The organism is Pseudomonas sp. PWP3-1b2 (assembly GCF_049896045.1).
GTDB lineage: Bacteria > Pseudomonadota > Gammaproteobacteria > Pseudomonadales > Pseudomonadaceae > Aquipseudomonas > Aquipseudomonas antarctica_B.
In genome coordinates this window covers 294-26,383 of record NZ_JAFCTN010000009.1, presented here as the reverse complement: position 1 = coordinate 26,383, position 26,090 = coordinate 294, and the positions used below count along the sequence as shown (strand labels likewise).

Genomic DNA, 26,090 nt, shown 5'->3' with positions numbered 1-26,090 from the left:
ACTCGCCGCCCGCGTGCACGGTAATGGTTATATAGCGTCCTATTGAAGAGGGGCGCTCGCTCTAGTAACTGAGATATTTATGGATGAGGATGGGTCAGTTTTGGTTAACTTTAATCGACACCTGGACGGACTGTCCGGCCGACATGTAGCGATAGTCGTCGTTGCGTTAATGTTCCTGACCTACTTCTGGATAGGCTTTATCCCACTTCATGACGGCGCCGGATGGGACGGCAACGACTATGTGGCCTACGTGCAGATGCTGGCCTCCGGTGTACCCATCACCAATGATCCCTATCGACTGGTCAGAATGTCGGGGTTCCTTCAGCTGATGCCTTTCGCCTGGCGTGGAGAAGGCAAGGAAACACTGATTTTCATCCAGCTGTTATTTGACATCGGGTGCATGGCCATTGGCACTGGCTGCTTGTTCAGTTGCCTGCGCACATTGGGCGTTACACCACATAAAGCAATTTTATCGGTGGCCTTGTTTACGTTCAGTTGGGCCGGCCTGGTAATGCCTGTTTTCTATCCACTGTTGAGCGATAACCTGGCCATTCCTTTTTGCTGCATCGCCTTGTGGTGTTGGGTTAATCAGAAAACGATTGCGCTGCATATTATCTGCGCGTGGTTTGCCTGGTTATTTCCAGCGCTGTTTGTGGTTCCACTTGGATTAATTGTCTTTCCTTACGCGCATAAAAACACAACCACGTTTCACATCACCCATTCAAAACGTCTACAGAAATCGCTATTTGCTGTTTTTCTAGTGGTTGGCCTGGCGGCTTATCATCACTTCATGAAAGACATCACTGACATGAGAATTGCCACCCACATTATCAGCGGGGGTAAAACAGCGCTGGTGGGCTTCATACCGATCTCGATACTGATTCAATCGGTCATTATCGGGTTGCTCGCCTGGATAGCGGCGAGTATTGCGTGCAGCCCGCAACTGTATCGAGGCCTCAGCGTGAAAGGCCTGGTGCTGGGCGCCTGCACTGTCGGCATCAGCTTTCTGACAATGCGCACGCTGATTGATTTTTCGACAGGTTTTCAAGGGCCCCCACTGCTCGACAACTTGATGATGCAAAGCGCCGGTGCGCCGCTCAAGCCCTGGATATCGCACTTCCTGTACTTTGGTTTTTGTGTGTTGCTGGTTGCCGTTTACTGCGTTCGCTGGTCATTCAATGGCGACCGTAACGTGCCGATCAGTTTGCTGGTGATTTTCACGCTGTTCTCTCCACTTCTGAGCTTTGGCTCCGAGAGCCGGCAGTGGATCGGGATCTTTCCGGTAGCGATTGTGATCTACGCACTGATGGAGATTAATTGGCGGCAGCAGGTGTTCATGGCGATCCTGGCGGTACTCTCTCTGTTTACCCTGTTCGGGCTCAGAGAGGCTTCGCAGACAGCGGTCGAGCACACGCTGGGGCTACAGAGCTCCGAATGGCAGTACTACTTTGGGCGGCAAGGGCCGTGGATGTCTGTGGAGTCTTATGAGTCCGGCGTGGTCGCCTTGATCATAGTGATTGTTATCTACCTGTACCTGGGTGCAACCGGCAACAAAAAAGCTGTCGAGGCCGAAAGCTAAGGCTCACGCCCCCCTCTTATCAAGGCCCTGGCCCCTGAAGCTTCATCCAGGCAATCAAGTGACCGCGAGCAGCTGAGCGCTTACTTGACCCGTTTACTTGCCGACATCACTTTTGGTAGTCGAGAACACATACCTGGAAAGAACAAAAGTCATGGGTACCGTAATCGCAATAGCGATTAACGGAGCGATACGGCTGTCCCATCCAAGCTTTTCAACCCACACCCAAAGTATCAAAAGGCTGGTGAGGTACTGCGCCAGATAGACCAGGGGAAACAGCGCCACCGACTTGATGCCCTGATGGCTCTTGAATACAAAATACCGATTCAGGCCGTACGCAAGCACTATTCCGGCCACATACGCGATCGTATAGCTTGTTGTATAAGACACCACATTCAACAACAGCAAATACAGCCCGTAGGTCACAACGGTGTTAAAACCGCCCGAGATCAGGAACCGAGCAATATTCATTTGAAGAATTTTAGCCGCAGCTGCTTTGAACACCTGCATCATTGACCGGCAGCAATCAGCGATTTGAACTCATCGTAGTTACGAATGTAGTCGGCCGAATCATAGTAATGCGACGCGAACACCATCAGCACTGCATCGTGGGAGTAACGGTACTGAATGCCCCACGTCAGGGGTGGCAGGTAAATACCCTTGCTCGGCCTGTCCAGCACGAACTCTTCCCGGTTCTTGCCGTCATCCGCGACCACATGCACCGAGCCCTTAACGGCAACCAAAAACTGATGGCAGACCTTGTGCGCATGTTCGCCACGCGTTTCTGCAGTCGGCACGTCATACACCAGGAAATACCGTTCCGATTTGAACGGGACGGTACGCTCGAATTCGCCAGCGGACAAACTGCCACGAATGTCGGCGACTGCCGTCATCGTGTGCAGCGTAACGCCCTTGACCGAGGTCTGAACCGCACCCGGTTTTAGCGCTGCATTACCGGCTGCGTCCTGGGTGGTGCTGACAGGTTTGGCGTCAACGTAACCGATAATTTTGGCAGGGTTACCGACAACGATGGCATTGGGCGGGATGGACCGCGTTACAACCGCACCGGCGCCAACCATCGCGTTGATGCCAATGGTCAGGCCCGGAAGGATGGTGCAATTGGCACCGAGCGAGGCGCCCTTGCGTATGACGGTACGCTCGAAGGCTTGCGGGTACACCTTGCTGCGCGGAAACAGATCATTGGTAAAGGTTGCATTCGGGCCAATGAAGACGTCGTCTTCAATCGTAATGCCGTCCCACACCTGCACTCCGCACTTGAGCGTGACGCGATCGCCGATGATCACATCATTTTCAATGAACACGTTGTCGCACACGTTGCATTCACTGCCCAGGGTGGCGCCTGGCAAAATGTGCGCGAACGCCCAGACACGCGTGTCTTTGCCAATATTGTCGGACTCGCACAGTGCATGGCTGTGGACGAAAAAATCCTTAGCGCTGCTCATTCTTGCCTCCAAAATCTTCAACACGCATGGGTATGGCCAGTGGGCGATTCTTTGTATTTTCGTAGGTACGCCATGCATAGGAACCCACGATCCCCAGCCCCAGAAGATTCAAACAGCCCAGAAAAGTGATGGTCAGCATGATCATCGCGTAGCCCGGCACGTCGATCATGCCGTGCAACTTCGCCGCCAGGGTGAATAAGCCGAACATCGCAGCCAGCCCCGACCCGAAAGCGCCGACGCGGGTCAGCAACCGGATAGGCAAGTCAGTGAAGGAAAACACACTGTCCATCAGGTAATTGACTTTCTTGCGCAAGGTCCAGGCCGACGTGCCATGGACTCTTTCCTGGCGGCAGTACGTCACGACTTTCCTGCGATAACCCAACCAGAAAATCTGCGCAATCAGCGAGCTGTGCCGCTCATCCAGGGTGAGCAGCGTGTCCCTGAAAGCCCGATTGCAGGCGAACATGTCGACACCGCCCGGTGGAATTTCCGGGATGACATAACGGCGGTAAAGCCCCCAAAAGAGCTGCGACGCCATGCGACTGGCCCATGGGTCCTGCCGACCTTCGCGAACGCCCACGACCACATCGGTATCCTGGCCCAACAGCACGCGATTCATTTCGAGCACCAACTCGGGCGGCTCTTGCAGGTCCGCGGCCATGACTGCAAATCGATCGCCCGTGCCGTTTTGTAACCCGGTACGAATAGCCATGAACGAGCCAAAGTTTTTCGACAGCAAAATCAGCTTGGCCCGAAAAGGCTGCGAAGGCAGTGTCTCGCGCAAAATCTCATAGCAACGGTCAGGACTGCCGTCCACAACGAACACGACTTCAAGGTCGTTATTCAGCTGTGTATTCAGGCCTGCGATGGCGAGAAGCAAATCGGGAAGATTGCTCTCGTTGCGATAGACGGGGATAACCAAGGTCAGCACGGTTGTTTCCCTTCGGAAAAGTAAGCGGTGACGGCCTCAATCACGCGCTCGACCTCTTCGCCCGTCAGGCCTGGATAGCAAGGCAGCGAAATGACCGTTTCACACGCGTGCTCGGTGGCATTCAACGCTTGCGGGCTCACGACCGCATAGGCCGGCTGTTTATGGTCGGCGACTGGGTAATGAATGTCGGTGCTGACCATTTTTTCTTTCAGGGCCGCGGCAAATTCGGTTCGCGTCTTGACACGCACAACGTAGAGATGGGCCACGTAATCTTCGCCGGTGGAGCATGGCAGTTGCATATCCAGCGCTGCGAAGGCGGCGTTGTAGCGTTTTGCGATCGAACGACGTTGCTCGTTCCAGGTGTCCAGATGCGGCAGTTTTACGCGAAGGATCGCAGCCTGCATTTCGTCCAGTCGACTGTTACGGCCACCCGGGATGGACACATGGTATTTCTGGCTCCAGCCGTACTGACGCAACTGGCGGATGCGGGTAGCGAGCGCGTCGTCATCGGTGACCACCGCACCGCCATCACCCAGGGCACCCAGGTTTTTGGTCGGGTAAAAGCTGAAGCACGCAACGGTGCCGAAGCTGCCAGCCCGTTTGCCATTGCGTCGGGCACCATGGGATTGGGCGCAATCTTCCAGCACCGGAACGCCGGCAGCCGAGGCGATACGCACGACTTCCTCGACGTTGGCCAGTTGACCGTAGAGGTGCGTAACGATCACGGCGGCAGGCTTGCTGTCGAGCACGGCCGCAAACGCCTTGGGGCAGATCGTCAGGCTGGACGGATCGATGTCTACGTAGAGAGGTTGCGCACCCACCGCATGAATCGCCGTGCTGCCGTAGAAACCGGCATTGGCCACCGCCACGACGCGATCGCCGCTTTCAACGCCCAGCCCCTTCAGCGCGAGCTCAAGTGCATCCGAACCATTGGCAACGCTGATGCAGTGTTTGATACCCACGTAGTCTGCGAATGCCTGCTCGAACAGCTTCACCTCGGTCCCCAGGACGTACCAGTGGCTGTCCAATACAGCGGTCAGAGGTGTGAGGAAATCAAGGCCAGCGTTTGCCTTTACAGCTGAGAAAAGAACAATATTTTCCATAAAAAAGTCCTAGGTCACTGAGCTGAATGGTTGGCCTTGTCACACAGGCTTGGCATTGCCAAAAGCTTCAAAGATGAGGTGAGCGTGTAGAGCGTTACCTTGCAACCCTCGGTATCAAGCTGGCTTGTTATCTGGCCCGAATAGCCGGTGCGCAACGCACTTGGCGCATTGAGTGCTTTGGCGACATCCGGTCGCTCCACATCGATCGCCAACACGCCAATAACCTTTTCATCTTCGACGGCAATCACGAACTCCGGTGTGCCTACGCTCTCCGGCACATAGGTCCAACCGCTGAGTTTCCAGCCTGTGTCGACCTTGAAGCCCTGATCAATACTGCCCATCGCCACTGAGTCGGCAGAACGCGGCAAGGTCAGATACGCCGGCGTTTTTTCCGGAACAACCAGCCGGCTGAAGACTTCCTCTTGAGCCAGTGAGAACTTGCTCGTGGCGCCTTTGCCGAGGCTTTGATAAAAAGCGTTTTGGATCGCAGCGCCGATTACCGACCCTTTCAAGTTAGCGGCGGCGGTAATATTGGCACTCCAACTCAGCAGGTTGCTCAACACCATAAAGATCAGTAACACGCCCAGAGCGATGCTGATTTTTTTTACAGCACTGTTGTTTATACGTTCATGAGCAGTCATTTGACCATCCTTTCTACCAGCCGCTTGGCGGTTAAGGAAAGAAGAAGCCCCAAAAAGGGAATCGTCACGAACAAGTACCTGCCCTGCGGCTGCGGGAGTGAGTTTTGCGAAGCAATTAGGCTGAACAATGTCATGGCGGGAAACAGCCCAACAATCATGACGAGTGGCAAAACGTAATCCAACAAAATGTCCTGCCTGGACTCGGTCACGTTCAAGGGTTTGATTTGATCAATCGCAACGCCAATAACCCCAATCAGCGCAAACGCTGATAGTTGGTAATAGGCGTTAGGCAGGAACAGGTTCATCCAGCCCGTTACCGAAAAATAGCTTTTAAACGTCAGCCCCAGCCAGGGCCACACGTTACCGGTGTTCAAGAAATCGTGCCCGCACAGGAAGTAGCAGGTACCAAACCCCGCTGCCGGATTGAGCCTGTGCAAGTTCACGAATTCAATCTGTCCCGAGATGCCGGAGATTTCGCCATAGGTGTGATAAACCACTATCAACATCGGTGCGGCCAACACCGCAGCGGCAATTAGGGTGGTTGGCAAGTGCACAAGTAGTTGCTTGTTCTTGAACACCCGAACCGATACCAGCATCACCACAGCGAACACCAGCGCCGGAATGAAATACAGCTTGGCCATCAACATCAGGCCAATCGCCAGCCCAAAATACAGGGCTCGCTTTCGGGTGGGCGACTGGATGAAGTGCGTCAGTGTGCTTATCAATAGCGCAATGCTCGCCAGCCCATAAGCATCACTGTTGAGGTAGGAGAACACGAACGTTACTTGGGGAATCAGCGCGACAATGGCGGCGATTAAGGCCGACATGACTGACGACAAACCACTGGCGCGCGACGTGCGGAAAAGCGCACAGATGAATACGCCCCCCAAAAGCCAGTTGAAACTGCGAGCCCCCAGATAGAGCATATCGGGTGACACCAGCCAGCTGCTGACGTAGGTGGTCGCTAATGCGCCCAACAGGTGAGGAAACGGCAGCCCGTGGTACCAGAACTCACCTTTTTGCCATGTGTGCCCGGATATCGCACCGACGAATGCCTCGTGCGGCTCAGAAGCGAGCGGTAAAGCATGAGCGCTCTTCAGAAACTCCAGCAAGAAAAAATGCGTCGACTCATCCGGCCCGCCATTAAAGGCAATGCCCAACGACCACGCTGCTACCAGCAAGAAGTAACACACTGCCAGTATCCACTGCCAACTGGAGTCAGATAGGCCTGTAGCACTACAGGTTCGACTTTCATTATTCACTATCAGGCCTCCATGCTTAATCGAAAAAATTAGCCATCTCGCAGTTAGAACTTCTTAGCGTTTTACCCTGGGTGGCCACGCCAAACCGAAATCTTCATGATCCAGCGTCAGGTTCGGGTTGTAAGCGTAGTCTTCCTGGATCTTTGGCCAACGCGCCTGAATATGCAGGACTTCCCTGGAGAACCGATCTTTTTTCTCAGCTGTATCTTCAAGACCGCGTGTCGCAGACTCGTGGTGATACAGCTCTGCAAAAGGCGTCCAGACATTGATGTAGCCTGCTTCCTGAACCCTCAGGCAGAAGTCGACATCATTAAAGGCGATTTTGAGGTTTTCTTCGTCCAGGCCATCCACTTGCTCGAAAATGGACTTCTTGATGATCAGGCACGCAGCGGTCACCGCCGAAAACTCCTGAATCAACCCCGCTCGGCAGAAGTAGCCGTAGTCGCCCTTGGGCAAGTACTTATGGGAATGGCCCGCTACACCGCCAACCCCGACAACAACGCCGCCATGCTGCAAGCGGTCATCCGGGTACCACAGGCGAGCGCCCACGGCCCCGACATTGGCCTGCAATGCGATGGACACCATCTCATCGAGCCACTCAGGCGTAATTACTTCAATATCGTTGTTAATCAGGCCGATCAGCTCGCCGCGAGCAATTTTTACAGCGCCATTGTTCAGCGCGGAATAGTTGAACGGGCCATCGTCACGCAACACTCGAATGTTGTCCTGGCTATCAAGCGCCGCGAAATACTCAAGCGACGCAGGGTCATCGGACCCGTTATCGATCAAGATAATTTCGTAGTTGGGGTACGTCGTCAGACGCTGAATGCTGTCGATGCATTGCTTGACCAGACCATAGGCATTACGCGTAGGAATAATCAGCGAAACCAGTGGCGCCTCGACAGGACGGGCGTAGCGTACGCGGTACATGCCCATCGGCAGCAACTCAGTGCTACCGATGTTTCCCTTACGCTGCAAATGCTCGTCCAGCGCCTTTACACCGGCAAGGGCAGCGTACGGTTTTTCTTGCCCGGCCATGGCGGTGCTGCCCGAGTGAATCCGCCAGTGATACAGCACACGCGGGATGTGCACGATGTTTGCGCGATCGAGTTGTTCGGCGCAGCGCAGCGCGAGATCGTAATCCTGTGCACCTTCAAAGCCTTCGCGGAAGCCGCCCACGGCTTTTACCAGGTCAAGACGGTACACACCCAAGTGGCAGACCATGTTTTGTGAGCGGAACAAAAACTCGTTCCAGTCCGACTTGAAGTAAGGCGAGCTGCGTTTTCCGTTGGCATCAATCTTGTCTTCATCGGAGTAGATAATGCCGGCATCCGGGTTGTCATGAATGGCCCGCGCTACCCAGTACAACGCGCTTTCCGGAATGAGGTCGTCATTATCCATGAGCGCGATGTACTGCCCCGAGGCCAGTTCCAGCGCCGAATTACTGGCTTTGGACATGTGACCGTTTTCCGTGCGGAACATGACGTTGAAGCGCTTGTCCTGGCTGCTCAGCGTCTTGAGGTATGCGATCACGTCTTCATCGGTCGACGCATCGTCTGCAATACATAGCTCCCAGTTCTTGTAGAGCTGGGACTTGACGCTTTCAATCGCCTCACGCAGCAGGTCAAGGGGCGGATTGTAGACAGGCATGATGATCGAAATCAGAGGCTTGGTTTTCCACTTGCGAATTTCTTCGCTGAGCTTCCACCGGCCATTGTCATCCAGCGTGTCGTAATACTCGACCCACCTGGAGTAATCAAAGCGATCAGGCACGTCCCGCGTTTCCTGGCCGACAAAGGCAAGATTACTCGAGGTTGCGACATACACGAACCGAGCCTTCAACCCCGCAAGCCCTTGTTCGCGCCCCACCTTGATGGCCTTGCGCACGGTTTTGCTCAGGCCACCACCGCGACGAATGACCGCCGGCAACAAAAGCACGCCTTTTTTGGCTTGCCCCACACGCCTGATCAACGTGCGAATCGGCGCCGTTACCTTCCAGCTGGACGATGACTGCATCGCGATAATCTGCAGGTTCAAGTTGTGGATATGGGTATCTTTTTGAACCTGTTGGACCCGCAACTGCTCTTCAAGGTTGGCGATATGAACATCTTTATCCTGCAAGGATTCCTGCCAGGACGCCAACGTACTTTGCACCGCATCATCCTTGATCCTTATCTGTTCATTCAGCGCCTCGACTATCTGCAGTCGCTCGGATTCTGTATGGGCGTTTCCCAACGCCACCGAGGCTATAAACTCACTGATCTGAATGTCTTTTTCATCCAGCTCAAGATTTTTCTGCTCAGTCATCAGTTGAAGGGAAACGTGGTGTTCTTCCACCGCGAGGCGCAGCTGCTCAAGCACCGCTTGGACTTCCTTCTCTTTCTCGCCCACAGCGTAAGCAGTAATCTCGGCATGCGTAGAGTTAACGGATGCCTTCAACAATTCCAGCCCATCAGTGATTGCTCGATTCGAATCAACGATCTGATCGAGTGTGATGACTGAGTCAAGAATCTGATCCAGCTTGCCGCTTGAGTCGAGTAGCTCATCCAGTTTGCTGTTTGAGGCGAGAAGTTGATCGAGTTTGCGGTTTGAATCGAGCAACTGATCCAGTTTGCTATTCGAATCGAGAATTTGATCGAGCTTGCGGTTTGAATCGAGCAACTGATCCAGTTTGCTATTCGAATCGAGAATTTGATCGAGCTTGCGGCTTGAATCGAGCAACTGATCCAGTTTGCTGTTGGAATCGAGAATTTGATCGAGCTTGCGGCTTGAATCGAGCAACTGATCCAGTTTGCTATTTGAATCGAGAAGCTGATCGAGTGTGTCTTGCAACTCGGGGGTGGGACGGGTGAGTCCGGATTGGTTCAGCACATTGATCTCTTGAGCGAGTTGCTCGTCCGTGAATAAAGTAAGGCTTACTTCCATTTCAAGCAGATCAATGCCACATAGCATGTGGTCTTCTATAGGGATCGTTACACTCGGGTCATCACTCAACGCCAGATAAAGCGTGTTGCGACCAACCTGAGAAATACGCATGGCGGACGCAATGACCAGCGGCTCGCTGATGCCATCCTGCCACCCCATAATCGTTTCGGTGCTGGAGTACACCTTGATGGCTTCAATCGCGAAGCTTTGACGTCGATCAACGGGATCAAATCGCAACACTGCGCCACGGGGCAAAGCCGGCAGCCGGAGCCTGATCAGTTGGTGCCCGTCATTGACCACGTGAACCAGGGCGGACTCTTCAGAAAAGTGTCCAGCCTCATTGCTGATATAAAGCTTGGCGTGCCGGGGAGGAAGATCCCGCGCGCCTATCTTGTGAATCATGGCATCCGGAGACCAGTTGAGAAACTGGTCGGCGTCTTCGCCGGTGACTCGCTCCTGAAAGCCAGCCTCAGTTGCGATATAACGCGTCAGGTCTTCAGCGCTGATGTCCATGCCCGCGCTTGCCAGCAGTTGAGTCACAAACGCCTGGCGGCTGACCGAGGATCTGCTCGGGTAGAAAGGGTTTGCGGCCGCCATGAGCAGCAGCAGCGCTCGCATCATCAAGTAGCCGAGTTCGACCCCTTCATGCATCTCCCACTCAATATCAATAAACTTGGGCGTGTTGTCTGCGGTAATGACAATATTTTGCGGAACGGCATCAATATAACGGCCAGGCAGCAATGTCTTGGCCGACAGCAACTTGATCCCCCCGCCCTCTTCGTCCAGCAACGTCTGCAGGCAAGCGAGGTACTTCTGCAAAAACGGCGTAAATCCCTCGACGCTCCAATCGCGACGCGAGGCGACATCCAGGAACTCAAAGCTCAATACACTGCCTTTCGCGTAAGCGTCCACGCGCGGAAGTACATACTTGAAGCCGTCGTCGGCAAGTATTTCAGGCTCATCGCCCGTCACATTGCCCAGTTTTCTGTACTGAACCTGAATACCGTTCGGCGTATTGACGAACAGTGACTCCTTGCAATAGCGCGTCTTTCTGCCCGTACTGTAGTGGAAAGCAAGCACATCATCGGCAAGGGGTTGATCGTCAGCGCAGGAGGCAACAATCAAAAAGGAGTTGGCAAGCTCCATCCCCAGACGGTTGTCGATAACCACCGACCAGGCCTTCTCAAGATTGAAGGTTGTCAGTTCTGGAAGTTGCGGGTCTTTCTTGACGTTTTGCCATGCTAAAGCTGCGGCGTCGAAAGCCGCACACTCAAAGCCATTCTCGGTGATGATCGAGTTGGGAAGCTTGTAGTCAGGGCTCGGCGCGAGGAAGTTTGAAGCGGTAAAACCAGCACGCGCGATAAGGTCTTCAAGCCCTTTTTTGCCGTATGTCTTGGGCTGGCCCTGCTCGTATCTGCCTTCGATGCCGTACATGCTGATGCCGACGTGATCTTCCGGCGCACCGGCAAAGTACTTCAGTCCCAACTGATTTTCGATGGCTATAAAAAGATGACCGTCAGGCTTCAACAACTGGCGAACACGCGTGAGCATGGCTAACGCGGGGTCTGGCGCACTGCTGAACATACTGGCGTATTCAAGTACGCCAATCAGTGTTACGACGTCAAATTGCTCTTCGACTTGGAAGTCATCAAAGCGCTCGGCCAATACCGTGACGTTATCCAGGTCACGTGTACGGCTCGCTGCAATAGCCGCTCGACGTGGGCTGCCTTCCAGGCACAGCAAATCGGCGCCGCACTCACCGAGGTAACGGCTGATGGCACCGCAACCGGCGCCAATTTCCAATACCCGTGCGTTGAACAGGTGCTCGAAGGGCCGCAGGATGTTCGCGCGTGTCGCGCTCAAGTGATAGAGCTTGGCCCAGTCAGTGCAATGTTGCGGCAGTTCATCCGATAACACTGAAACATCGCTGGCGTTGCTGATGACGCTGGCCAGTTCGACTTCCGCAGCATCCCCGTCGCTGTAGGCGATACCCTGGTAGTCCGAGCGCATCCAGACACCCGTGTCGCGCCCCCTGGAATAGCCATATTGATCAAGTTTAAACATTAGGGCTTACCGGATCGATGCTCATGGTGGCCGCGAGGTCAATCAACCCCAGTAGCGTCGGGGTAGGCTCAACAACAAAGTGAATAGAGTCGTAACGACGATCATGGGGAACGATGTCCTCGCCCTCTCTGGACGCAATCCCTATGGATATAAAGTAATCGCCAGTGGCCAATCTGTTGGTGAACTTCACACTGGCAGTAGCCACTGTTCCGGATTCGCCCATCGTCCGGGTCTCGGCGCACGCCAACAAATAGGAATTGGTGCCGTATACCGTTACACCTTCCTTGGTTTTGATGGTGAACCCAAGAATCGGGTTAATCACGCGGCGGTTAAATTTAAGCGACAGGCCAAGAACGATTTCTTCACCTGATGTGACGCTTGTTGGAAACTCTCGCCCGCCGGCACTCAAGTGAAAATCCATCAACGTGGCAGCACCATCGCCCCAGCGATACTCGTGAGCGTTATAACCAACACGTGATGCGTATATGTCGCCGTCCAGCGACAGCTGTACGGTTTGCTCAGCAGGTGCGGCAGCCTCAACCGCTCCTGCCGGAAGGTCCTGTGCACTGCCTGCAACGGGACTGGCAGTGCGACCAAACAGGATGTCGGTGTAGCGGTTGATAACCGGGCGCGACGCTCCAATCATTTCAACCCGGCTTTGCTCCAACAGGATTGCCCGCGAGCAATGGGTGACCACTTGCTCACTGGAATGGGTCACTAACAGAATGCTGGTGCCATTCTCTTTAAGTTGGCGAAGACGCTCGAAGCACTTGGCTTGAAACCGTGCGTCGCCCACCGAAAGCGCCTCATCGACTACCAGAATCTCAGGATCAACTTGCGCCTGAACCGCAAATGCAAGCCTGACCGCCATACCGCTGGAGTAGGTCTTGACCGGGTGATCGAGGAACTCGCCAATATCGGCGAAGCCTGCGATTGCATCAAAGCGATCATTCACTTCGTCGTGCGTCAGCCCCAGCACCGCCGCATTCAGGTAGACGTTTTCGCGGCCGGTAAACTCCGGGTTAAACCCCGAGCCCAACTCCAGCAGCGCAGCGATGCGGCCACGGGTCTCGATCGCGCCGATGGTCGGCGTCAGCGTGCCGCAGATAATCTGCAACAGCGTGGACTTTCCTGAACCATTACGACCGACGATACCGACGGTTTCACCTTTTTTAACTTCAAAGCTGATGTCGCGCAGCGCCCAGAATTCCTTGCCGTAACGGGTGACTTTGTCACCCGCCCAACGCTGGAAGCGCGGCACGATGGCTTGCTTGAGACGGTCTCTGGGTTTGTCGTAGGTGTAAAAACATTTGGAGACATTCCGAACGCTGATGACTGCTTGATCAGATGACATCAGCGAACCCTTTACGTGTTTTTTGGAAGAACCAGTAACCCACGCACGCAATGACTGCACCAATGACGACAGCGATTGCGAGGTTCTCCCAATTCGGCACATGGCCAAACAGCAGGACGCTTCTACTTTCTTCAATGATGTAGGTCAGCGGGTTGAGCTTTAACCAGGGTTTGTAGACGTCCGGCAATGCGGCTACCGGATACAGCACAGGAGAAAGAAACAGCAACACCGTCGTCAGCACGGTGATCACATGCCCGACGTCACGCAAGTACACCCCCAGCGACGCCAGGAACCAGCTGACCCCCAACGTCGCCAGAATCAATGGCACAAGAATCAGTGGGAACAGAAGTGCCGTCCAGTACAGCTGCCCCTGTATGAGGAACTGCGCCGCCAACAATACGACCAGGCTTATGCAACTGTGGAACAGTGCCGAACCCAGCGTAATCACCGGAAGGATTTCGAGAGGAAATACAACTTTCTTGACGTAGTTACTGTTGGTCATCACCAACGTCGGTGCACGGTTGGCACACTCGGCAAATAGCCCGTGAACAATCATGCCGACAAACAGCAGAATCGCGAACCCGCCCTTGCCGGTTTCAACACCGGCCCACCTGGATTTAAATATCTCCGAAAACACAAAGGTGTAAACCGCGAGCATCAGGACCGGATTGAAGAAAGACCATGTCAGGCCCATCACTGATCCACGATAACGCCCGATGACTTCACGTTTGGTCATTTGTGAAATCAATGACCGGTATTTCCACAGACCGACAACAAGACCGATGGGACCTGCTGAAGGCCTGCTGTGGGGATCCACTAGGCGAAGGTCTCGGCATCAACCAGACTTACCGCATTCGCATCTTTGGCAGACAGCGTCGGCGCTTCGGAAATTGGCCATTCGATCGCCACATCAGCGTCATCCCACGCAAGACTGCGCTCATGCTCGGGCGCCCAGTAATCAGTGGTCTTGTAGAGAACCTCGGCACTTTCCGAGAGCACGACGAAACCATGCGCAAAGCCTTCCGGAATCCACAACTGCGCTCGGTTGCTTGCGCTGAGGTGAACGCCAACCCATTTGCCGAATGTTGCCGAGCTTTTGCGCAGGTCCACCACGACGTCAAAGACTTCTCCGTGGGTAACCCGTACCAGTTTGCCCTGGGACTGCTTGATCTGGTAATGCAAGCCGCGTAGCACCCCCTTGACGGATCTGGAGTGATTGTCCTGCACAAAATGCACAGATCTTCCGACGGTGTCTTCGAACACTTTTTGGTTGAAGCTTTCGTAGAAAAATCCGCGCTCGTCTACGAATACTTTGGGTTCAAAAAGAAGAACGTCCGGGATGACGAGGGGGGTTGCTCTCATCTTTACACTATCTCCAAAGAGTTATCAGGTGCCGCCTTGACGCCGCTACAGATCAAATGTGTTCAAGGCGGCAGTACCCATCACCACGCGAAACTCAGCCCTGTCAAAATATCTTCTCGTGCAGCAAACGCATCAGATATTGGCCGTAGCCATTCTTGGAAAGCGGCGCAGCGAGCTTTTCCAACTGCGCGGCATCAATCCACTTCTGGCGAAACGCGATCTCTTCAGGGCAGGCCACTTTTAGCCCCTGACGACGCTCAAGCGTGGAGATGAAAAGACTCGCCTCAAGCAGCGAATCGTGGGTGCCTGTGTCCAGCCAGGCATAGCCTCGGCCCATGATTTCTACTGACAGCTTGCCGCGCTCCATATAGATGCGGTTGAGATCGGTGATCTCGAGTTCACCACGCGCAGACGGCTTGATGCTTTTGGCAATGTCAACCACGTCCTGGTCATAGAAATAAAGACCGGTTACCGCGTAGCTCGACTTGGGTTTCAGCGGTTTCTCTTCCAGGCTGATCGCCTTGCCCTGCTCATCGAACTCCACAACGCCATAACGCTCCGGATCGTTCACGTGGTAGGCGAACACGCTGGCGCCGTCGTGCCGAAGCATCGCGCTATTGAGAAGTTCGTTGAAATGATGGCCGTGGTAGATGTTGTCACCCAGCACCAGTGCAGACAGATCGTTACCGATGAAGTCTTCACCAATAATGAATGCCTGGGCCAGGCCATCCGGGGAAGCCTGTACGGCGTAGGAAATGTTCAAACCCCACTTGCTGCCATCACCCAACAGTTGCTCGAAGCGTGGGGTGTCCTGGGGAGTGGAAATGATCAGGATGTCGCGAATACCCGCCAGCATCAGCGTGGTCAGCGGGTAGTAGATCATCGGTTTGTCGTAAACCGGCAGTAACTGTTTGGAAATTGCCAGGGTTGCAGGGTGCAGGCGCGTGCCCGAACCACCGGCCAAGATGATTCCTTTACGTTTAAGCATGTTCATTTCTCTAGAATTTCTGTGAGCATCCGTGCCACACCGTCTTGCCATTCAGGCAAGTGCAATGAGAAGGCATTCTGCAGTTTTTGAATATTGAGCCGGGAATTACCGGGACGCTTGGCGGGTGTAGGATAGGCCACTGTTGCAATTGCGCCGACAGACCCGGGAGTAACCTTAAGCTGCGCCCCTGCCGCTTGCGCGTGTTCAAGCACAAAACGGGCATAGCGATGCCACGTTGTTTCGCCGGCTGACGCGAGATGGTAGATCCCTTCGAGCCCGGGGTTCAAGTGCACCGCGCGGATAGCGTGTGCGGTGACATCGGCCAGCAGGTCTGCCCCGGTGGGAGTGCCGAACTGATCGTCAATCACGTTAAGGCTGTCACGTTCCGAGGCCAGGCGCAGCATGGTCTTGGCGAAGTTATTACCGCGCGCCGCATAGACCCAGCTTGTACGGAAAATCAAATGCGCGCAGCCGCTGGCCTGAATAGCCTGCTCGCCTTGCAGCTTGGTCGACCCATAGACGCTCAGCGGTCCGACCGGATCGCTTTCCTGCCAAGGTGTATCGCCATTTCCGGCAAACACATAATCGGTGGAGTAGTGCACGAGCAAGGCATTCAGCTTGAGGGCCTCTGCCGCCAGCACAGCCGGAGCTTCGGCGTTGACACGCAATGCCTGGGCCGGCTCGCTTTCGGCTTTGTCGACAGCCGTGTAGGCCGCCGCATTGACAATTACGTCAGGCGCGAAGCGTTGCACGGTAGCTGCCAACCCTTGCAGGTCGCTCAAGTCGCCGCAGTAGTCCTGGCTTTTGGAGTCAAGCGCAAGGACTTGGCCCAGAGAGGCCAAGCTGCGTTGTAATTCCCATCCGACTTGACCATTTTTTCCAAGCAGAAGAATTTTCATGCGGCGCGCTCGAAATAGTTCGTGTCGAACCATTCCCGGCACAAACCGGATTGGATATTGCTCACCCACACCTCATTGTCCAAGTACCACGGAACGGTCTTGCGGATCCCGGTTTCAAAGGTCTCCAATGGTTTCCAGCCTCCCGCATTATAGACATCATCCTCAGTGCCTGCCTCAAGACACGGCGAATCGCACTGCAATAGTCTTTTACGTACCGCCAGCCACGGATTCGCTGACCATCGTCGTAGGCCGACAGCGCTTTGCCTGCCAGTGCGTTAACGATCATCAGAGAAATCACCGCCGGTTCCCGGAATAGTCATTGAGTCAAATCTTTTTCAATAATATGGCAAGGATTAGCCCAAGGTTTCCCAGCACGGTCTGCCGGTACAAACCGGCCGACTGGAAGCCCAGCACTCGCCTGAATAACGTTTGACTTCGCGCGTTTTTAAAGCGTTTAAGCGTTGCCCGATGCTCTTCGCTAAGACAGTGTTCCATCGCTTCGAGCGCACAGATGTTCTGATCGTTCCATTCGTAAAATCGCCCCTGAAAAATCATCTTCAGCCGAACTAAGCGTGCCGCCCAACTGGAGTTGCTGCCAATCAGGTTTTCATCGTGCTGGCGATATAGCATTTTCGGTTCGGCATCATAATGCACAACGCCTCCAGCCCCTGTAACAAGCTGATAGATCCACCAATCGTGAGAAGGCACTTCAACCTTTGAGCCAGCCTCGACAATTAAATCACGAGCGGCACTGTTGAAGACCATTGTATTACCCCCCGCAATACTCTGAACAAGCGCATTGGAGAAATGAGGAGGCAGGGAGAAAAGAGGTGAAAAGCCAAGCTTTGCGCCTATGTCGCTGATTAACTCAGTGCGACCACAGTATAAAGCGGGAATATGCGCAGGTACGGTCTGCAGCCAGTGCGTGGCTACCTGTAACTTGTCTTCGTTCCAGATGTCGTCCTGATCACACCAGGCGAAATAATCGGCACTGATATCAGTGCGACAAGTTAACGAAAGAAAATTGGCTACAAAACCTGTTCCTGGGCCACTCACGACCTTAAGCCGGTTGTTTCCCCAGCGATCGGCATAGGCTTGCAGAATCGCAGGCGTGGCATCCCGAGAGCCGTCGTCAGAAACGATCAGGTTCCAATGTTGATGGCTCTGCTGCTCAACGGAGTTGAGCTGCTCAGCAAGGAACGCCTCGCCATTATATGTGCACATCAAAACTGCAATATTCGCTAAGCAAACATTATTCGAATGGACATAGGAAGGCTTGCGCAATGCGATAATAGTCACAATATCCCTTTGCGAACGCACTAATTATCCCGTAAGAAAACAGGAAATATGCCTTTTGACGGTGGCAATTATTACAGCAATGCTCTGTCAGTACAATCTGACGAAACACCCCTCTAATCCCTTCAATTAGCCCCCGACCGCTCTACACAGCCAAGTTGCGCTGTGCTCCACCGTCTGTCAATTCGGCATTTCGAAATAACTCAATACGCCCCACTTGGAAAAGTGCTTCGCCCGCATAATCCGGCAGCCTCAGCAAGCCTAGCCCGTAAAAGCGGACTTCGCAGCCGCAACCGACGAAGTCCCTCTTACACCTGAGAAAGTGAGCCAACACTCAGCGTTTGCGGAACACAAACACCAACCCGATGATGATCAAGCCCATTCCCAGCAGGCTCAGCAGTGCGAGTGTGTTGCCAAAGATCAGGTAATCCATCACCGCCGTCACCGCAGGCACCAGGTAAAACAGGCTGGTGACATTCACCAGGTTGCCACGGGCGATCAGGCGGTACAGCAACAGCGTCGCCAGCAAGGACACCACCAGCCCCATCCATAGCACCGGCAGGTAAAAGCCTGCGTTGTGTTCAAAATGGAACGGCTGGAAGGGCACGAACACTGAACACAGCAGCAACCCCGCCAGGTATTGCACCGGCAGCGTGCCCAGGGGGTTGTCGGTGATGCGTTTCTGCATGATCGAGCCAAAGGTCATGCTTGCCAGGGCCAGTAGCCCGAACAGCATGCCCGCCAGGGACATGCCCGACAGGCCGATGCCCTGATAGACCACCATGATCAACCCGGCCAACCCCAGCCCCAAGCCAAATATCCGGCCTGCAGAGCGCTGACGCTCTATCAGCACCACCGTCAGGATCGGTTGCACTCCCATGATGGTTGCCATCACCCCTGGCGTGACTTTGAGGTCCAGGGCCAGCAGATAGAAAATCTGATAAGCCCCCAGTAACACCATCCCGGTCGCCGCTGCGTATAGCAGGGGCTTGCCGGGCCGCGGCAACTTGAGCTTAAGGATCGGCACCAAAATCACCAGCCCGATGAGGGCGATGGCAAAGCGAATCAACAGGAAAGCAAAGGGCGACGCATGGGCCAGGCCCAACTTGGAGAAAATCGCCCCGCTGCTCCACAGCAATACAAACAGGCTCGTCGAGGCCGCCGCGGCCACGGATTGTTTCGAAATAACAGACATGGATACCACCTGTAATCAGGCAAAAATAGCCGATTCAGCCAGAGCTGAAACTCAGTAGGTTTTTTTCAGGCGGGCACAGGGGAACAGCGATGCGCTGATCAGCCCGAAATGCAAACACCCGGCGGTGATACGACTGCGTACACCGGCGCGCTACTGACAGGTGGGGGGTAGTGACTGATCTGCGCAGGCTGCTGATTCCCGCACGGCACGACTGCAGCGTTGACCGCTGAATCGACTACCGCTATGCGAGGGGAAGCTGGCATGGGCTGATCTTGTGTGAAGGGATAAAGACCCGCGGACTATAACCAGCCATAAACACACTTGGCAATCACTTCACTCGCGCTTTCTGCGTGGAGGAGTTTTCATGCCGGGACAGCAGACCGGCCGTTATACTGCCGCCGAGTTTTTTCCAAGGATTTCACATGATCGCTCTGCCCTGGCTGTACCTGGTGCTTCTCTCCATTGGCTATGCGCTGGCCCTGACCTACGGGCAACTGGGCATGCTGGCAGTGGTGTCGATCGCGCTGTTGCTGATCGCCGGTTACGCGGTCCGCCAGCAACGCACCCCGTGGGCGCGTTACCTCGGCCACGGCCTGTTCATCGTTCTCGCCCTGGGACTGGCGATGCACTGGCTGCCAGGCTTCTATAACGGGCGCGGTATCGCCCCCCAGCGTTTGACGCCGGATGCCGTGCCCTTCTCGCTGTACCTGAATCAGGACAAGCCGCTGATTGGCTTCTGGCTGCTGCTGGCCTGCCCATGGATCGTGGCGCGCCGCTCGCTGCGCCTGACACTTTATGTCACCGCCCTGGCACTGGCCCTGACGGCGGTGGCCGCGCTGGGTGGCGCGGCACTGCTGGGCATCATCAGTTGGGCACCGAAATGGCCGGAACAAGCGTGGCTGTGGGTGCTGAACAACCTGTTGCTGGTAACACTGGTGGAGGAAGCGTTGTTTCGAGGCTACGTGCAGGGCGGCCTGAGCCGGCGCTTCAAACACCTGCCCTATGGCGAAAATGTTGCGCTGTTACTGGCCTCGCTGTTATTCGGCCTGGTGCACCTGGGCGCAGGCTGGCATTGGGTGTTGCTGGCGAGCATTGCCGGCGTCGGTTATGGTCTGGCCTATCGTTTCGGCGGCCTGGGCGCGGCGATTGCCACGCATTTTGGCCTGAACCTGCTTCACTTCGGGCTGTTTACCTACCCGATGCTGGCCGGCTGATTGTTGCAAATTTAAGTTAAATAAACCTCAATCCCGGCCGATAACCCCTGAAAGCCTTGCGGATTGAACAACCATGCGTAATAACCAACCCGTTACACAGCGCGAACGTACCTTCCCCGCTCAGCAACGGTTGATCTCCACCACAGACGCCAAAGGGGTCATCACCTACTGCAACGACGCCTTCGTCGAAATCAGTGGGTTCACCCGTGAAGAACTGATTCGTGCCCCGCACAATCTGGTGCGTCACCCGGACGTTCCGTCGGCCGTGTTCGCGCACATGTGGACCACGCTCAAACAAGGCTTGCCATGGATGGGCATTGTGAAAAACCGCTGCAAGACCGGCGATCACTACTGGGTTAACGCCTATGTGACGCCGGTCTTCGATGGCAGCCAGGTGATCGGCTACGAATCGGTGCGCATCAAGCCCACCGCCGAGCAGATTCGCCGTGCCGAAGCGCTCTATCAACGCATCAACAAGGGCAAGTCAGCCGTTCCCCAGCGCGACAAGTGGCTGCCGGTGCTGCAGGACTGGCTGCCGTTTATCCTGGTCAGCCAGCTGAGCTTCATGATCGGCGCCTCGCTCAACTCCCACTGGGGCTTTGCCCTGGCGGCGGCACTGTCCGTGCCACTGGGCCTACTGGGCCTGAGCTGGCAGCAGCGCGGCCTCAAGCGCCTGTTGCGCCTGGCCGAGCAGACCACCTCCGACCCGTTGATCGCGCAGATGTACACCGACAGCCGTGGCGCACAGGCGCGGCTGGAGATGTCGATCCTCAGCCAGGAAGCGCGTCTGAAGACTTGCCTTACCCGCTTGCAGGACACCGCTGAGCACCTCAATTCCCAAGCGGCGCAGTCCAACACCCTGGCGCACAACAGCTCCAGCGGCCTGGAACGCCAACGCGTCGAAACCGAGCAAGTGGCCACCGCCGTTAACCAGATGGCGGCGACCACTCAGGAAGTCGCCAGCCATGTGCAGCGCACCGCCGATGCCACCCAGGAAGCCAATCGCCTGACCGGGCGCGGTCGTGATATTGCCGGGGAAACCCGCGACGCCATCCAGCGTCTGTCGGTGGCCGTGGGCGAGACGGGCGTGACCGTCACGCAATTGGCCAAGGACAGCGATGAAATCGGCGGCGTGGTGGATGTGATCAAGGGCATTGCCGACCAGACCAACCTGCTGGCCTTGAACGCAGCGATTGAAGCGGCGCGTGCCGGTGAGATGGGTCGCGGTTTTGCGGTGGTCGCCGACGAAGTGCGCCAACTGGCGCAGCGCACGGCTGAGTCCACCGGGCAGATCCACACCCTGATCGCCAAGCTGCAACACACTGCGGCGGCTGCCGTACAAACCATGGACGCCGGGCACCGCCAGGCCGAAGAAGGTGTGGCTCGAGTGATGGAGGCAGACAAGGCGCTGGTGGGCATCAGCGAGGCCGTGGCGAATATTACTGACATGACCACGCAGATTGCTGCGGCCACTGAAGAGCAAAGCGCTGTGGCCGAAGAGATCAGCCGCAACATCAGCACCATCGCGTTGCTGGCGGATCAGACCTCGGAACAGGCCTTGAACTCGGCGCAGTTGAGTGAAGAGCTGACCCATACCGCGCATACTCAGTACTCGCTGGTAGAGCGTTTTAACCGATAAATCGCTATCGCAGGCAAGCCAGCTCCCACAGTGGGATGGGTTCACACATGTTATTTGTGAATACAGTCAAATGTGGGCGCTGGCTTGCCTGCGATGAGGCCCTACAAACCGCCTAAAAACCCAGCCACCTGCACCGCCGCAGCCTCCACATGCTGCTCATGACTAAACCCCGACGCCTTCAACGGCTTCAAATCATGATCCCCCGCCACCAGCCACATCACCTCGATGCTTGGCGACAACACATACCCTTCCACCGCCGCTCGATTCCCCAGCGCATCGCGCTCGCCTTGCACAATCAACGCCGGCGTCTTCAGCTCGGCCAAATGCTCGACCCGTGGCTTTTCCGGCTTGCCCACCGCATAAAACGGATAGCCCAGACACACCAGCCCATCCGCGCCCAATTCATCCGCCAATAAACTGGCCATGCGCCCGCCCATGGACTTGCCGCCAATGGCCAGCTTCCCAGCGACATGACGTCGCACCTCGGCATACACCGCACGCCACGCTTCCAACAGCTTGGGCGCCGGATTCGGCGGGCGCTTACCGCCGTCCACACGGCGCTGAGCCATGTAGGGAAACTCGAAGCGCAACACGTTGACGCCATGCCCGGCAAGGCGTGCAGCCATATCGGTCATGAACGCCGAGTCCATCGGCGCTCCCGCACCGTGGGCCAGAATCAACGTCACAGGTGTACGCCCTGCAAGCGGCGACGCGGCATCCCACAACCAGCCGCGATCGCGCACACACTGCGCCCATTGATCCCCGTCAATACTGGCCTTGTGCTCTTTGCCCATGCTTGCCTCGCTTTTTAGTCTGCCTATAACTCCAGCCCAAGTGCCGCATCTGCTTGGGTTGAACCGTGGATGGGGAACCATGAACACTACTTTAAGTACCGCCTATAACTACAAGGTGGTCCGCCAATTCGCCATTATGACGGTGGTGTGGGGCATCGTCGGCATGGGGCTCGGGGTTTTTCTCGCGGCCCAATTGGTATGGCCTGCACTCAACTTCGATTTGCCCTGGACCAGCTTCGGAAGACTGCGTCCATTACATACCAACGCAGTTATCTTCGCCTTCGGTGGCTGCGCGCTGTTCGCCAGCTCGTTCTACTCGGTGCAACGCACCTGCCAGACCCAACTGTTCGCGCCGAAAATCGCCGCGTTCTGCTTCTGGGGCTGGCAGCTGGTGATTGTGCTGGCGGCCATCAGCCTGCCACTGGGTTACACCACCTCCAAGGAATACGCCGAGCTGGAATGGCCGATCGCCATTTTGATCGCCGTGGTCTGGGTCGCCTATGGCGTGGTGTTCTTCGGCACGGTGATGAAGCGCAAAACCAAACACATCTACGTCGGTAACTGGTTCTTCGGTGCGTTCATCATCACCGTGGCCATCCTGCACATCGTCAACCACGCGTCCCTGCCGGTGAGCTGGACCAAGTCCTACTCGGCCTACGGCGGTGCGACAGATGCCATGGTGCAGTGGTGGTATGGCCATAACGCGGTAGGGTTTTTCCTCACCGCAGGCTTCCTTGGCATGATGTATTACTTCGTGCCGAAACAGGCCGAGCGTCCGGTGTATTCCTATCGCCTGTCGATCGTGCACTTCTGGGCGCTGATCACCCTGTACATCTGGGCCGGCCCGCACCACTTGCACTACACCGCGCTGCCGGACTGGGCGCAATCGCTGGGCATGGTGATGTCGCTGGTGCTGCTGGCCCCAAGCTGGGGCGGCATGATCAACGGCATGATGACCCTCTCGGGCGCCTGGCATAAGTTGCGCAGCGACCCGATCCTGCGCTTCCTCGTGGTGTCGCTGGCGTTTTACGGCATGTCGACCTTCGAAGGCCCGATGATGGCGATCAAGACCGTCAACGCCCTCTCCCACTACACCGACTGGACCATCGGCCACGTACACGCCGGGGCGCTGGGTTGGGTAGCGATGATTTCCATCGGCGCGCTGTACCACATGATCCCCAAAGTCTTCGGTCGCGAGCAGATGTACAGCCTCGGCCTGATCAACGCGCACTTCTGGCTGGCCACCATCGGCACCGTGCTCTACATCGCCTCGATGTGGGTCAACGGCATCGCCCAGGGCCTGATGTGGCGTGCGGTCAACGAGGACGGCACCTTGACCTACTCCTTCGTCGAAACCCTGGTGGCCAGCCATCCAGGCTTCATCGTGCGGCTGGTGGGCGGGGCAGTGTTCCTTAGCGGCATGTTGCTGATGGCTTACAACACCTGGCGCACCGTGCGTTCGGCGCAGCCTGCCGAAGCCGCCACCACTGTGCAGCTGGCCTGAGGAGTCTGTGATGAAACACGAAACAATTGAAAAAAACGTCGGCCTGCTGATGCTGCTGATGGTGCTCGCCGTGAGCATCGGCGGCCTGACCCAGATCGTCCCGCTGTTCTTCCAGGACGTGACCAACAAGCCGGTGGAAGGCATGAAGCCTTACACCGCGCTGCAACTGGAAGGCCGCGACATCTACATCCGCGAAGGCTGTGTGCAATGCCATTCGCAGATGATCCGCCCGTTCCGCGCCGAAACCGAACGTTACGGCCACTACTCGGTAGCGGGCGAAAGCGTGTGGGACCACCCGTTCCTGTGGGGCTCCAAGCGCACCGGGCCGGACCTGGCCCGCGTCGGCGCGCGCTACTCGGACGACTGGCACCGCGCGCACCTGTACAACCCGCGCAACGTGGTGCCGGAGTCGAAAATGCCGGCCTACCCGTGGCTGGTCACGGCGCAGGTCGACAGCAGCAGCACCGAGACCAAGTTGAAGGTGATGCGCACCCTCGGCGTGCCCTACACCGACGACGACATCAGTGGCGCCGTCGCCAGCCTCAAGGGCAAGACCGAGATGGACGCGTTGGTTTCGTACCTGCAAGTGCTCGGCACTGCCATCAAGAGCAAGAGGTGAGCCATGGGATTTGAATTCGATGCAGGCACCATCCGCGGGCTTGGCACGCTGGTCGTCGCCATTGCCTTTATCGGCCTGTCGCTGTGGGTGTTCAACAACCGGCGCACGGCGGATTTCGAGCAGGCGCGCCTGCTGCCGTTCGCCGATGAACCTCTCCCATCCGACACGCAAGAAGCGCCTGAAACAAGGAGCACCCCGCTATGACAGCCTTTTGGAGTGCATGGATCTGCGTACTGACCCTCGGCAGCCTGATCGGCCTGACCTGGCTGTTGATCGGCACCCGCAAGGGCGAGACCAAGGGCAGCGTCGACCAGACCATGGGCCACGCCTTCGATGGTATCGAGGAGTACGACAACCCGCTGCCCCAGTGGTGGTTCATGCTGTTCGCCGGCACCCTGGTGTTTGCCGTCGGCTACCTGATCCTCTACCCGGGCCTGGGCAACTGGAAAGGCATATTGCCGGGCTATGAAGACGGCTGGACGTCGGCCAAGGAGTGGGACAAGGAGATGGCCAGGGCCGACACCAGGTTCGGGCCGATCTTTGCCAAGTTCGCGGCGATGCCGGTAGAAGAAGTGGCCAAGGACCCGCAGGCGCTGAAAATGGGCGGTCGCCTGTTTGCCTCCAACTGCGCGGTGTGCCACGGCTCGGACGCCAAGGGCGCGTATGGCTTCCCGAATCTTGCGGACAACCTCTGGCGCTGGGGCGGTTCGGCTGAGGCGATCAAGGCCACCATCATGGGCGGTCGCCACGCGGCGATGCCGGCCTGGGGTGAAGTGCTGGGGGACGCCGGTGTGAAAAACGTCGCCGCCTATGTGCGTCATGACCTGGCCAAGTTGCCATTGCCGGCGGACAGCACGGCGGATCTCGCCGCCGGCCAAGCCGCGTTCAACACCACGTGCGTGGCCTGCCACGGCCCTCAGGGCCACGGCGTCGAAGCCATGGGCGCGCCGAACCTGACGCAGCCCGCCGGTTTCATCTACGGCACCAGCCTGGCGCAGTTGCAGCAAACCATCCGCCATGGCCGCCAAGGCCAAATGCCGGCGCAGGAAGTGCTGCAAGGCAATGACAAAGTGCACTTGCTGGCCGCTTACGTGTACAGCCTGTCGCACAACGCTGATGGCGCAACGCCAGAAAGCCAACCGGAATAGCCTTTGACTGCCGCTCCCGACCGGGAGCGGCCACTGTGGCGAGGGGGCTTTGTACCCCAGGGGGGCACCGCAGCCCCCCAAAAGTGGGGGGGGGGGCGAGTCCAGCGGGCGCC

General features: G+C 56.4%; 22 protein-coding genes and 1 pseudogene. 7 read left to right on the top strand and 16 right to left on the bottom strand.

Annotated elements, in window-relative coordinates; all coding sequences use genetic code 11:
• Positions 1–169: 169 nt before the first annotated feature.
• Positions 170–1,579: a hypothetical protein gene (locus ACP7A2_RS08385; RefSeq protein WP_426133843.1), complete on the top strand. Its 1,410-nt coding sequence runs from the start codon at positions 170–172 to the stop codon at positions 1,577–1,579.
• 93 nt (positions 1,580–1,672) lie between these two features.
• On the opposite strand, the gene ACP7A2_RS08380 is transcribed toward ACP7A2_RS08385, so the two are convergent.
• The 15 genes and pseudogenes from ACP7A2_RS08380 to ACP7A2_RS08310 form a co-directional block, all read right to left on the bottom strand.
• The gene (locus ACP7A2_RS08380; protein WP_426133921.1) at positions 1,673–2,086 is read right to left on the bottom strand and encodes a GtrA family protein; all 414 of its coding nucleotides are present in this window, start codon (positions 2,084–2,086) and stop codon (positions 1,673–1,675) included.
• Positions 2,086–3,039, bottom strand: coding sequence for a WxcM-like domain-containing protein (locus ACP7A2_RS08375; protein ID WP_426133842.1), 954 nt, complete (start codon positions 3,037–3,039; stop codon positions 2,086–2,088). Before ACP7A2_RS08375 ends, ACP7A2_RS08380 begins: the two co-directional genes overlap by 1 nt.
• Positions 3,026–3,970, bottom strand: coding sequence for a glycosyltransferase family 2 protein (locus tag ACP7A2_RS08370; protein WP_426133841.1), 945 nt, complete (start codon positions 3,968–3,970; stop codon positions 3,026–3,028). The genes ACP7A2_RS08375 and ACP7A2_RS08370 overlap by 14 nt, the downstream gene beginning before the upstream one ends.
• Positions 3,964–5,073, bottom strand: coding sequence for a DegT/DnrJ/EryC1/StrS family aminotransferase (locus ACP7A2_RS08365; protein WP_426133840.1), 1,110 nt, complete (start codon positions 5,071–5,073; stop codon positions 3,964–3,966). The genes ACP7A2_RS08370 and ACP7A2_RS08365 overlap by 7 nt, the downstream gene beginning before the upstream one ends.
• 14 nt (positions 5,074–5,087) lie before the next feature.
• Positions 5,088–5,714 (bottom strand): hypothetical protein, encoded by a 627-nt coding sequence (locus tag ACP7A2_RS08360; protein ID WP_426133839.1) that lies wholly within the window; start codon positions 5,712–5,714, stop codon positions 5,088–5,090.
• Complete coding sequence (locus ACP7A2_RS08355; RefSeq protein ID WP_426133838.1) at positions 5,711–6,976, bottom strand: DUF2142 domain-containing protein; 1,266 nt, start codon at positions 6,974–6,976, stop codon at positions 5,711–5,713. Before ACP7A2_RS08355 ends, ACP7A2_RS08360 begins: the two co-directional genes overlap by 4 nt.
• 54 nt (positions 6,977–7,030) lie before the next feature.
• Positions 7,031–11,965, bottom strand: coding sequence for a glycosyltransferase (locus ACP7A2_RS08350; protein ID WP_426133837.1), 4,935 nt, complete (start codon positions 11,963–11,965; stop codon positions 7,031–7,033).
• The gene (locus ACP7A2_RS08345; protein WP_426133836.1) at positions 11,958–13,319 is read right to left on the bottom strand and encodes an ABC transporter ATP-binding protein; all 1,362 of its coding nucleotides are present in this window, start codon (positions 13,317–13,319) and stop codon (positions 11,958–11,960) included. The genes ACP7A2_RS08350 and ACP7A2_RS08345 overlap by 8 nt, the downstream gene beginning before the upstream one ends.
• Positions 13,309–14,136 carry an ABC transporter permease gene (locus ACP7A2_RS08340; RefSeq protein WP_426133835.1) on the bottom strand — a complete coding sequence of 276 codons (828 nt, stop codon included), beginning with the start codon at positions 14,134–14,136 and terminating at the stop codon, positions 13,309–13,311. Before ACP7A2_RS08340 ends, ACP7A2_RS08345 begins: the two co-directional genes overlap by 11 nt.
• Positions 14,136–14,681 (bottom strand): dTDP-4-dehydrorhamnose 3,5-epimerase, encoded by a 546-nt coding sequence (gene rfbC, locus ACP7A2_RS08335; protein ID WP_426133834.1) that lies wholly within the window; start codon positions 14,679–14,681, stop codon positions 14,136–14,138. Before rfbC ends, ACP7A2_RS08340 begins: the two co-directional genes overlap by 1 nt.
• Before the next feature lie 103 nt (positions 14,682–14,784).
• A complete protein-coding gene (gene rfbA, locus ACP7A2_RS08330) occupies positions 14,785–15,669 on the bottom strand; it encodes a glucose-1-phosphate thymidylyltransferase RfbA (RefSeq protein WP_426133833.1) in 885 nt (294 codons plus the stop codon).
• Between the two features lie 2 nt (positions 15,670–15,671).
• Positions 15,672–16,568, bottom strand: a complete 897-nt coding sequence (gene rfbD, locus ACP7A2_RS08325; RefSeq protein WP_426133832.1) for a dTDP-4-dehydrorhamnose reductase — start codon at positions 16,566–16,568, stop codon at positions 15,672–15,674.
• Positions 16,565–16,866, bottom strand: a pseudogene (locus ACP7A2_RS08320) (NAD-dependent epimerase/dehydratase family protein); the annotation flags it as partial. The pseudogene ACP7A2_RS08320 and the gene rfbD, both read right to left, overlap by 4 nt.
• 26 nt (positions 16,867–16,892) lie before the next feature.
• Positions 16,893–17,858 (bottom strand): glycosyltransferase family 2 protein, encoded by a 966-nt coding sequence (locus ACP7A2_RS08315; protein WP_426133920.1) that lies wholly within the window; start codon positions 17,856–17,858, stop codon positions 16,893–16,895.
• Between the two features lie 340 nt (positions 17,859–18,198).
• The gene (locus ACP7A2_RS08310; protein WP_426133831.1) at positions 18,199–19,059 is read right to left on the bottom strand and encodes a DMT family transporter; all 861 of its coding nucleotides are present in this window, start codon (positions 19,057–19,059) and stop codon (positions 18,199–18,201) included.
• Positions 19,060–19,481: 422 nt separating this feature from the next.
• On the opposite strand from ACP7A2_RS08310, the gene ACP7A2_RS08305 reads away from it, so the two are divergent.
• Together ACP7A2_RS08305 and ACP7A2_RS08300 are read left to right on the top strand one after the other, a co-directional pair.
• The gene (locus tag ACP7A2_RS08305; RefSeq protein WP_426133830.1) at positions 19,482–20,273 is read left to right on the top strand and encodes a CPBP family glutamic-type intramembrane protease; all 792 of its coding nucleotides are present in this window, start codon (positions 19,482–19,484) and stop codon (positions 20,271–20,273) included.
• 73 nt (positions 20,274–20,346) lie between these two features.
• Positions 20,347–21,912, top strand: a complete 1,566-nt coding sequence (locus ACP7A2_RS08300; protein ID WP_426133829.1) for a methyl-accepting chemotaxis protein — start codon at positions 20,347–20,349, stop codon at positions 21,910–21,912.
• Between the two features lie 101 nt (positions 21,913–22,013).
• On the opposite strand, the gene ACP7A2_RS08295 is transcribed toward ACP7A2_RS08300, so the two are convergent.
• The gene (locus ACP7A2_RS08295; protein WP_426133828.1) at positions 22,014–22,706 is read right to left on the bottom strand and encodes an alpha/beta family hydrolase; all 693 of its coding nucleotides are present in this window, start codon (positions 22,704–22,706) and stop codon (positions 22,014–22,016) included.
• Positions 22,707–22,785: 79 nt separating this feature from the next.
• On the opposite strand from ACP7A2_RS08295, the gene ccoN reads away from it, so the two are divergent.
• From ccoN to ccoP, 4 genes are read left to right on the top strand one after another with little or no spacing between them, the layout of a single operon-like run.
• Positions 22,786–24,210 (top strand): cytochrome-c oxidase, cbb3-type subunit I, encoded by a 1,425-nt coding sequence (gene ccoN, locus ACP7A2_RS08290; RefSeq protein ID WP_375067036.1) that lies wholly within the window; start codon positions 22,786–22,788, stop codon positions 24,208–24,210.
• A 10-nt stretch (positions 24,211–24,220) separates the two neighbouring features.
• Positions 24,221–24,829 (top strand): cytochrome-c oxidase, cbb3-type subunit II, encoded by a 609-nt coding sequence (gene ccoO / locus ACP7A2_RS08285; protein WP_348059956.1) that lies wholly within the window; start codon positions 24,221–24,223, stop codon positions 24,827–24,829.
• Between the two features lie 3 nt (positions 24,830–24,832).
• Positions 24,833–25,033 carry a CcoQ/FixQ family Cbb3-type cytochrome c oxidase assembly chaperone gene (locus tag ACP7A2_RS08280; RefSeq protein WP_348059954.1) on the top strand — a complete coding sequence of 67 codons (201 nt, stop codon included), beginning with the start codon at positions 24,833–24,835 and terminating at the stop codon, positions 25,031–25,033.
• Positions 25,030–25,977 carry a cytochrome-c oxidase, cbb3-type subunit III gene (ccoP, locus tag ACP7A2_RS08275; protein ID WP_426133827.1) on the top strand — a complete coding sequence of 316 codons (948 nt, stop codon included), beginning with the start codon at positions 25,030–25,032 and terminating at the stop codon, positions 25,975–25,977. The genes ACP7A2_RS08280 and ccoP overlap by 4 nt, the downstream gene beginning before the upstream one ends.
• Positions 25,978–26,090 lie beyond the last annotated feature (113 nt).

Bases quoted from the DNA above. Each gene is read 5' to 3' on its own strand.
- ACP7A2_RS08295 (WP_426133828.1), bottom strand. From the start codon at position 22,706: ATGGGCAAAGAGCACAAGGCCAGTATTGACGGGGATCAATGGGCGCAG.
- ccoP (WP_426133827.1), top strand. From the start codon at position 25,030: ATGACAGCCTTTTGGAGTGCATGGATCTGCGTACTGACCCTCGGCAGC.
- ACP7A2_RS08360 (WP_426133839.1), bottom strand. From the start codon at position 5,714: ATGACTGCTCATGAACGTATAAACAACAGTGCTGTAAAAAAAATCAGC.
- rfbC (WP_426133834.1), bottom strand. From the start codon at position 14,681: ATGAGAGCAACCCCCCTCGTCATCCCGGACGTTCTTCTTTTTGAACCC.
- ccoO (WP_348059956.1), top strand. From the start codon at position 24,221: ATGAAACACGAAACAATTGAAAAAAACGTCGGCCTGCTGATGCTGCTG.
- ACP7A2_RS08305 (WP_426133830.1), top strand. From the start codon at position 19,482: ATGATCGCTCTGCCCTGGCTGTACCTGGTGCTTCTCTCCATTGGCTAT.
- ACP7A2_RS08280 (WP_348059954.1), top strand. From the start codon at position 24,833: ATGGGATTTGAATTCGATGCAGGCACCATCCGCGGGCTTGGCACGCTG.
- ccoN (WP_375067036.1), top strand. From the start codon at position 22,786: ATGAACACTACTTTAAGTACCGCCTATAACTACAAGGTGGTCCGCCAA.
- ACP7A2_RS08350 (WP_426133837.1), bottom strand. From the start codon at position 11,965: ATGTTTAAACTTGATCAATATGGCTATTCCAGGGGGCGCGACACGGGT.
- ACP7A2_RS08365 (WP_426133840.1), bottom strand. From the start codon at position 5,073: ATGGAAAATATTGTTCTTTTCTCAGCTGTAAAGGCAAACGCTGGCCTT.
- ACP7A2_RS08380 (WP_426133921.1), bottom strand. From the start codon at position 2,086: ATGCAGGTGTTCAAAGCAGCTGCGGCTAAAATTCTTCAAATGAATATT.
- ACP7A2_RS08300 (WP_426133829.1), top strand. From the start codon at position 20,347: ATGCGTAATAACCAACCCGTTACACAGCGCGAACGTACCTTCCCCGCT.
- ACP7A2_RS08375 (WP_426133842.1), bottom strand. From the start codon at position 3,039: ATGAGCAGCGCTAAGGATTTTTTCGTCCACAGCCATGCACTGTGCGAG.
- rfbA (WP_426133833.1), bottom strand. From the start codon at position 15,669: ATGCTTAAACGTAAAGGAATCATCTTGGCCGGTGGTTCGGGCACGCGC.
- rfbD (WP_426133832.1), bottom strand. From the start codon at position 16,568: ATGAAAATTCTTCTGCTTGGAAAAAATGGTCAAGTCGGATGGGAATTA.
- ACP7A2_RS08310 (WP_426133831.1), bottom strand. From the start codon at position 19,059: ATGTCTGTTATTTCGAAACAATCCGTGGCCGCGGCGGCCTCGACGAGC.
- ACP7A2_RS08385 (WP_426133843.1), top strand. From the start codon at position 170: ATGTTCCTGACCTACTTCTGGATAGGCTTTATCCCACTTCATGACGGC.
- ACP7A2_RS08345 (WP_426133836.1), bottom strand. From the start codon at position 13,319: ATGTCATCTGATCAAGCAGTCATCAGCGTTCGGAATGTCTCCAAATGT.